General features: G+C 64.7%; 6 protein-coding genes and 1 pseudogene. 4 read left to right on the top strand and 3 right to left on the bottom strand.

Annotated features, from left to right (window positions below; all coding sequences use genetic code 11):
* Window positions 1–340 precede the first annotated feature (340 nt).
* Window positions 341–2,146: a translation elongation factor 4 gene (lepA, locus tag EN781_RS20835; protein ID WP_126057241.1), complete on the bottom strand. Its 1,806-nt coding sequence runs from the start codon at window positions 2,144–2,146 to the stop codon at window positions 341–343.
* Window positions 2,147–2,454: 308 nt separating this feature from the next.
* On the opposite strand from lepA, the gene EN781_RS20830 reads away from it, so the two are divergent.
* From EN781_RS20830 to msrA, 4 genes are all read left to right on the top strand, one after another.
* Window positions 2,455–3,519 carry a TadE/TadG family type IV pilus assembly protein gene (locus tag EN781_RS20830; protein ID WP_126057242.1) on the top strand — a complete coding sequence of 355 codons (1,065 nt, stop codon included), beginning with the start codon at window positions 2,455–2,457 and terminating at the stop codon, window positions 3,517–3,519.
* Between the two features lie 128 nt (window positions 3,520–3,647).
* Window positions 3,648–4,355, top strand: a complete 708-nt coding sequence (locus EN781_RS20825; RefSeq protein WP_126057243.1) for a DUF1223 domain-containing protein — start codon at window positions 3,648–3,650, stop codon at window positions 4,353–4,355.
* Window positions 4,356–4,438: 83 nt separating this feature from the next.
* Entirely contained in the window at window positions 4,439–4,765 is a 327-nt protein-coding gene (locus tag EN781_RS20820; protein ID WP_126057244.1) for a hypothetical protein, read from the top strand.
* Window positions 4,766–4,846: 81 nt separating this feature from the next.
* Window positions 4,847–5,581, top strand: a complete 735-nt coding sequence (msrA, locus tag EN781_RS20815) for a peptide-methionine (S)-S-oxide reductase MsrA (RefSeq protein ID WP_126057245.1) — start codon at window positions 4,847–4,849, stop codon at window positions 5,579–5,581.
* 167 nt (window positions 5,582–5,748) lie between these two features.
* Here the strand turns inward: msrA and EN781_RS20810 are convergent, their stop codons facing one another.
* The gene (locus tag EN781_RS20810; RefSeq protein ID WP_126057246.1) at window positions 5,749–6,753 is read right to left on the bottom strand and encodes a cytochrome d ubiquinol oxidase subunit II; all 1,005 of its coding nucleotides are present in this window, start codon (window positions 6,751–6,753) and stop codon (window positions 5,749–5,751) included.
* A 203-nt stretch (window positions 6,754–6,956) separates the two neighbouring features.
* A pseudogene (locus EN781_RS20800) lies at window positions 6,957–7,058 on the bottom strand (IS110 family transposase); the annotation flags it as partial.

Here is a 7,058-nt window from a genome sequence, read left to right as displayed (position 1 = left end):
GGGACGAACGCCCTTGGGTGAAGTCGGTTGTCTCAGCTAACACGCTTCCCGTCGATGAAGATATTGCGCCTAACAAGTGACGGCCGAGTCCTCGTTTCGATGCGAATTGAGAAGCCCTTTAGGATCAGGCGAATTGCTTCTTCCTCGGTTCGGACGAGGACCTCGTTCTTTTTGAGGTGTTTGATGTTCCGGGCTTCAGGATCCCCGAGAACGAATAGCCCGTCTTTCTGTGCTGGCGGCCATTTCCGGCCATCGGAAGTCAACCGATAGATTCTCATCACCATCCCTGATGTTGTCCGAGGGTCTTTGTCGGCTGCTCGTTCGACGGTCTACACAGACCTCAATCCCCCATCTTCAGCGCCTGGATAAACGCCTCCTGCGGGATATCCACTTTGCCGAACTGCCGCATCCGCTTCTTGCCCTCTTTCTGCTTGTCGAGCAGCTTGCGCTTGCGCGAGACGTCGCCGCCGTAGCATTTGGCGGTGACGTCCTTGCGCAGGGCCGAGACGGTCTCGCGGGCGATGATGCGGCCGCCTATTGCCGCCTGGATCGGGATCTTGAACAGGTGCTGCGGGATCAGCTCCTTCAGCTTCTCGCACATCTGGCGGCCACGCTTTTCAGCCGCCGTGCGGTGCACCAGCATGGACAGCGCGTCGACCGGCTCGTCATTGACCAGGATCGACATCTTGACCAGGTCGCCCTCGCGATAGTCGGTCAGGTGATAGTCGAAGGAGGCGTAGCCCTTGGAGATCGACTTCAGGCGATCGTAGAAGTCGAAGACGACCTCGTTGAGCGGCAGGTCGTAGGTGAGCATGGCGCGCTTGCCGACATAGGAGAGATCGGCCTGAATGCCGCGCCTGTCCTGGCAGAGTTTCAGGATGCCGCCGAGATAGTCGTCAGGCGTCAGGATGGTGGCGCGGATCCACGGTTCCTCGATCGAGGCGATCTTGACCACGTCGGGCATGTCGGCCGGGTTGTGCAGCTCCTTCACCGTGCCGTCGTTGAGGTTCATGCGGTAGACGACGGACGGCGCGGTGGCGATGAGGTCGAGGTTGAACTCGCGTTCCAGCCGCTCCTGGATGATCTCCAGATGCAAGAGGCCGAGGAAGCCGCAACGGAAGCCGAAGCCAAGTGCTGCCGAAGTTTCCATTTCATAGGAGAAGGAGGCGTCGTTGAGGCGCAGCTTGCCGACGGCGGCGCGCAGATCCTCGAAATCGGCGGCGTCGACCGGGAACAGGCCGCAGAACACCACCGGCTGCGCCGGCTTGAAGCCCGGCAGCGCCTTTTGCGTCGGGCGGCGATCCTCGGTGATGGTGTCGCCGACGCGGGTGTCGGCCACTTCCTTGATCGAGCCGGTGAAGAAGCCGAACTCGCCGGGGCCAAGCTCGTCGACATTGATGCGGGCGGGCGTGAAGACGCCGGTGCGCTCGACCAAATATTTGGCGCCGGTGCCCATCATGCGGATGGTCTGGCCCTTCTTCAGCACGCCGTCGATGACGCGGACCAGCACGATGACGCCGAGATAGGCGTCGTACCAGCTATCGACCAGCATCGCCTTCAGCGGGGCCGATAGATCGCCCTCGCGCGGCGGCGGCAGCTGGTGGACGATCGCCTCCAGCACGTCGGGGATGCCCAAGCCGGTCTTGGCCGAGATCAGCACGGCGTTGGAGGCGTCGATGCCGATCACCTCCTCGACCTGCTCGCGGATGCGCTCGGGCTCGGCCGCCGGCAGGTCGACCTTGTTCAGCACCACGACGATCTCGTGGTTGTTGTCGATGGCCTGGTAGACATTGGCCAGCGTCTGCGCCTCGACGCCTTGCGAGGCGTCGACGACCAGCAGCGAGCCCTCGCAGGCGGCCAGCGACCGCGACACCTCATAGGCGAAGTCGACATGGCCGGGCGTGTCGATGAGGTTGAGGATATAGTCCTCGCCATTGTCGGCGCGGTATTTCAGCCGCACCGTCTGCGCCTTGATGGTGATGCCGCGCTCGCGCTCGATGTCCATCGAGTCCAGCACCTGCTCCTTCATGTCACGCGCCTCCAGCCCGCCGGTGAGTTGGATCAGCCGGTCGGCAAGCGTGGATTTGCCATGGTCGATATGGGCGACGATGGAGAAATTGCGGATATGGTCGAGGGGCGTCGTCATGCGGCGCGCTTTAGCAGGGGCGGGGTTGAGGGGCAAGCGGTGGGCTCTTCTCCTTCTCCCCTTGTGGGAGAAGGTGGATCGGCGCGCAGCGCCGAGACGGATGAGGGTGTTCCAGCGGAGTGAGACGTCGGCGTTCCCTGGAACACCCCTCATCCGTCGCCTTCGGCGACACCTTCTCCCACAAGGGGAGAAGGGGAGTCGCGCCAACCCGCCCCGCGCCTAGATAAGTCGCACCTTAAAGATTAATCCACCAGTTTGGAGCATGATCCGCCGCTGCCTCGGCAGGCCTGGTTTGGGGGACCTCAACAATGTTCGGATACACAAGAGATTTCGTGCGCTCGCGGCGCGGCTCGATGATGCCGGTGTTCATCATCATCCTGACGCCGCTGCTGCTCGCCGTCGGCTTCTCGGTCGACTACACCTCGGCGGTCGAGACGAAAAGCAACATGCAGAACGCGCTCGACGCGGCGATCCTGTCGGTCACCACGCTGCCGAAAACCACCCCGCTGGCCGACCGCGAGACGTCGCTGAAGCAGGCCTTCGCCGCCAATGGCGGGCAAGGCACCGCCAAGCTCGACAGCTTTGTTGTGGCCGCAGACGGCACCGCCACCGCCACGGCTTCGGCGCACTACCCGATGCCGACCAATTTCATGCAGATCGCCAGGATCGAAACGGTCGAGGTCGGCGTCGCCTCGGCGGTGCGCAAGCGGCCGGCGCTGGTGCAGACCACGTTCAAGGTCACCAAAGTATCCGGCTACTGGAACAAGACGATGACGCTCTACGGCACCAAGTTCGGCGACACCGTCGCCAAGCCGCTGATGACGATCACCTATGCCTATAACAACTACGGTGACCCGAAGGGCTACGGCACCTCGATCGTCAGCACGATCAACGGCAGCACCACGACCAAGGTGCAGCAGCAGGTCTGCACGACCTCGACGGTGAAGAACTTCAGCAGCCTGCCCAGCGGCGCGATCACGCAAACCAGCGGCAGCAAGAAGTATGTCACGACCTGCGCCGATACGTTCTATCCCAGCAACGGCGCCGGCGCGGTGATCGACGTCAGCCAGATGGACAACCTCTATCTGCAGATGGACGTGCCCTCGGGCAGCCCGAAGGTGCTGAAATCCAACGACCCGACCACCTCGAACCGGCTCTACATCGGCACCAGCACCACGACCATGCCCGAGGTCGCGACCGGCCAGACGGTCGACATCTTCACCGCGGTGCCCTGCGGCCAGCCCGGCTACCAGGCCTGGGAGGATGGTGGCAACCCGGTGCCGGCCGACGTCAGCAATGCCGACTTCTTCTACACCGTCCAGGGCAAATGCGACTTCAACCAGCGGCCGTCCAACACGGTGCTGACGCAGTGATGAGCACTTCCCTTCTCCCCTGTGGGAGAAGGGAAAGAGCAGCGCAATCACAAACCGGTGATGCCTGTAACGAAGCCCGATGCGGTGGCGAAATGGGAGCAAGACCCCGCCGCAACGGAGACTTCCCCATGACCAGACCCAAGACGTCGCTCGGCAGCGCGCTCCTCGCCAGCGCGGCCTTCATCGCGCTGGCCACGACCGCCGGCACGGCCGCCGCCCAGCCGCTGACCGTGGTCGAGCTGTTCACCAGCCAGGGCTGCTCGTCCTGCCCGCCGGCCAATGCCAACCTGATCAAGGTCAAGGACCGGCCGGGCGTGCTGGCGCTGTCGTTCAACGTCACCTACTGGGACTATCTCGGCTGGAAGGACATTTTCGGCCGGCAGGAATTCACGCAGCGCCAGGTGAATTATGAGCCGTCGCTCGGCCATGACGGTCCGTTCACGCCGCAGGTGGTGGTGAATGGCAGCGCCGACGCGGTCGGCGCCGCGCCCGGCGAGATCGAACGGCTGATCTCGACCGGCCCGCAACCCAAGGGTCCGGCGCTCTCGCTCGGCGACGGCAAGGTGAGCATCGGCGCCGGCACGGCGCCCGGCGGGACGGCCGATGTCTGGCTGGTGCGCTACGCACGCGGCGTCGTCGAGGTGCCGGTGGCGCGCGGCGAGAACACCGGCCGCACCCTGCCGCATGCCAATGTCGTGCATTCGCTGCAGCGGCTCGGCCGCTGGAACGGCCAGGCGACGACGTTGCCGCTGCCGGCCGATGGTGGCGGGCTCAGCACCGCGGTGCTGGTGCAGACACCCGGCGGCGGGCCGATCCTGGCCGCCGCGGCGAACTGAGCATCCCTTCTTCGCGCGATGCCGCATGGGGCGGCAGCGCACCATCCGGCCCGCATCGCGCGCCACAACCCAAGGAGAATACCATGACCAAATTCCTGACCGCGCTCGCCCTTGCGCTCGCAACCACGGCGTTCGCCGCCGGCGCCCGCGCCGACGACGCGACCAACGCCATGAAGCCGGCCAATGCAATGGCCACCGACGCCATGAAGCCGAAGACCGACGCGATGAAACCCGCGACGGGTGCGATGAAGCCGGCCAACGCGATGGCGACCGATGCGATGAGCACGCAGGCGATGAAGCCGGCCGATGCCATGAAGCCGGCCACGGGTGCGATGAAGCCGGCCACGGATGCGATGAAGCCGGTGACCGATGCGATGAAACCCGTCGATGCGATGGCTCCAGCGCAATAAGTTGCAGCCGACGCACGCCAAAGTGAGAACCTGGCGGCGGCTGGTTTCGTATATAGTGAACAGCAGCAAGGGAGTTCCAACATGACCGCAATTCGACAGCAGAAGCGATCATCGACCTTCGCCAAAGGCGCGCTCGCCGCGCTCGTCCTGACCGTCGCGGCCGCCGCCTTCTGGCAGACGCCGGCGGTCTCGGCCGAGGACGCGGTGGTGATCCCGCCGCCGGCAATGGACGAGAAGGCGTCGAGCGGCAGCGAGACGGCGGTCTTCGCCGGCGGCTGCTTCTGGGGCGTGCAGGGCGTGTTCCAGCACGTCAAGGGCGTGAGCAAGGCGGTGTCCGGCTACACCGGCGGCAGCAAGGAAAACGCCGTTTACGAGGTCGTCGGCACCGGCAGCACCGGACATGCCGAGTCGGTCGAGATCACCTACGACCCGTCGCAGGTGACCTATGGCCAGCTGCTGCAGGTCTATTTCTCGGTCGCGCACAATCCGACGCAGCTCAACTACCAGGGGCCGGACCACGGCACCCAGTACCGCTCGACGATCTTCGCCGGCAATGACGAGCAGAAGAAGGTGGCCGAGAGCTACATCGCCCAGCTCGACAAGGCCAAGGTGTTTTCTCAGCCGATCGTCACCACGCTGGAGACCGGCAAGACCTTCTATCCGGCCGAGGACTACCACCAGGATTTCCTGACGCTGAACCCGACCTATCCCTACATCGTCTACAACGACCTGCCGAAGGTGGCGAATCTGAAGACGCTGTTCCCCGAGCTCTACAGCGAAACGCCGGTGCTGGTGCTGGCGTCGAACAAAAGCTGAGCGGCAATCTCCCCCCTCGAGGGGGAGATGTCGCCGAAGGCGACAGAGGGGGTCCGCGCGCGTGGAGCGCCGACCCCTATCGGCGCCAGGAAGCAGGCTGAGCCCGGTCAGACCGACCCCCTCTGGCCTGCCGGCCATCTCCCCCTCGAGGGGGGAGAAAGACGCCCTCAATCATAGGTCAGATCCGTCGCCTTCCCACCAAAAACCCGGTAGGCATAGAACGAATAGAAGATGATGATCGGCAGCACCACGACGACGCCGACCAGGATCACCACCAGGCTTTCCGGCGCCGAGGCGGCCTGCCAGATGGTCAGCTTGTCGGGCACGACGAAGGGGTAGAACGACCAGGCGAGCCCGGCGAAGCCGAGCGCGAAGATGGCGGCGAGCGTCAGGAACGGCGTCAGCGCATGGCGGTCGGCCGGCTTCGGCAGGTGGAAGGTCTGCCGCCACAGCCACAGGAACAAGAGTGCCGAGAGGATGGGCAGCGGCGAGAGATAGAGTATCTCCGGAAAGAGGAACCATTTGTCGAAGATGCGCGGGCTGGCGAAGGGCGTGGCGAGCGACACCGCGACCATGCCGAGCGCCGCCAGCACCAGCGCGGTACGCAGCCAGCGCACCGCCTTGCGCTGCAACTCGCCCTCGGTCTTGTAGATAAGCCAGGCCGAGCCCATCGCCGCATAGGCGGCCGACAGGCAGAGCGCCACCAGCGCGCCGAAGGCAATGCCGCCGAGGCCGACATCGAGGCCGAGCACATAGACGCCCAGCATGTAGCCCTGCGCCAGCGAGGCGACGGCCGAGCCGAGGAAGAAGATGCGGTTCCAGCGATGCTTGCTGCCGGCCGGCACCTTGGCGCGGAAATCGAAGGCGACGCCACGCAGGATCAGGCCGACCAGGAGCACGAAGACCGGTATGTAGAGCGCGCTGAGTATGGTGCCGTGCGCCAGCGGGAAGGCGACGAGCAGCAGGCCGACGGCCAGCACCAGCCAGGTCTCGTTGGCGTCCCAGAACGGGCCGATGGCCGCGATCATCGTGTCCTGCTCGTGGTCGTCGGCGGCGGCGAACAGGATGCCGATGCCGAGGTCGAAGCCGTCGAGGATGACGTAGATCAGGATGGCGAGGCCCATCAGGCCGGCGAAGATCAGCGGGAGCGCGGTTGGCCAGTCATAGGTCATTTTCTTCTCCTCACGCGCCAGTCTCGATTTCCGAGGTCGGCGCCGCCCCTCATCCCCCTGCCGGGACCTTCTCCCCGTATGGTGACGGGGAGAAGGGGGCTGGCCGCAACAACAGCGTACTTCCAACGTCGGCGATTGGCGAAACCGGCGATGGGAGCGCCCCTCTCCCCGTCCCTATACGGGGAGAGCGACTGTCTTGGCTGTCAAGCTGTTTGCCATGGTTTTTGGTCGCGGATGATGGCGTTGAGAATGGTCAGCAGCTTTCGCATGACGGCCACGACGGCGACGATCTTCGGCTTGCCAAC

This window comes from Mesorhizobium sp. M4A.F.Ca.ET.090.04.2.1, assembly GCF_003999085.1.
In the GTDB taxonomy this organism is placed as follows: domain Bacteria; phylum Pseudomonadota; class Alphaproteobacteria; order Rhizobiales; family Rhizobiaceae; genus Mesorhizobium.
The sequence above is the reverse complement of the archived record's forward strand: the minus strand, read 5'-3'. Positions and strand labels throughout refer to the sequence as shown.